At 65.4% G+C, this 595-nt stretch carries 1 protein-coding gene; it reads right to left on the reverse strand.

Going from position 1 to position 595, the window contains the following annotated elements; translation table 11 throughout:
* Positions 1-51: 51 nt before the first annotated feature.
* Positions 52-595, reverse strand: a 544-nt coding sequence (locus PKF00_RS44965; RefSeq protein WP_271223770.1) for a carboxymuconolactone decarboxylase family protein, incomplete at its 5' end; no start/stop codon positions are given.

Raw genomic sequence — 595 nt, forward strand, 5'->3', positions numbered from 1 at the left:
GTCGCCGCAAAAGGAACGGGCGGGACGGCGAACCGGCCCGCCCGCTCGCCATCAGGCCGCTTCCGCAGCGCTGACGACGGGGAAGTCGATATCCGTCTGGGCGACGATGTTGATCAGGTTGGTGAAGACGTTCTCGGCCGCGACGGCGACGATCTCGACGATCTGGCCATCCGAATAGCCGGCCTCGCGCAGCCCGGCGATATCGATATCGGAGACCTGGCCGCGCTCCCTTACCACTTTCGCGGCGAAACGGACCGCGACATCGGCCTTCGCGTCACCGGACTGGCCGCGGCGATTGCGGTCGATCTCTTCCGGCGTGAGCTTGGCCAGATTCAGGCCGAGATAGGTGTGGGCCGACAGGCAATAGTCACATCCATTGATCTGGGCCACGGCCAGGGCGATGCGTTCGCGCGTCTTCACATCGAGCGTCTTCGCCAGCGCGCCGTTATTGCCGGCAAAACCTTCCAGCGCCGCCGGGCTGGTCGCGACCAGGCGGAACATGTTCGGCACGGTGCCGAGCTGTTTGTGGACGGCATTGAGGATCGGCCTGGATGCTTCCGGTGCGGAATCGAGATCGGGGATCGGCAGACGGGAC

The organism is Streptosporangium carneum (genome assembly GCF_027922005.1).
GTDB lineage: Bacteria > Actinomycetota > Actinomycetes > Streptosporangiales > Streptosporangiaceae > Streptosporangium > Streptosporangium carneum.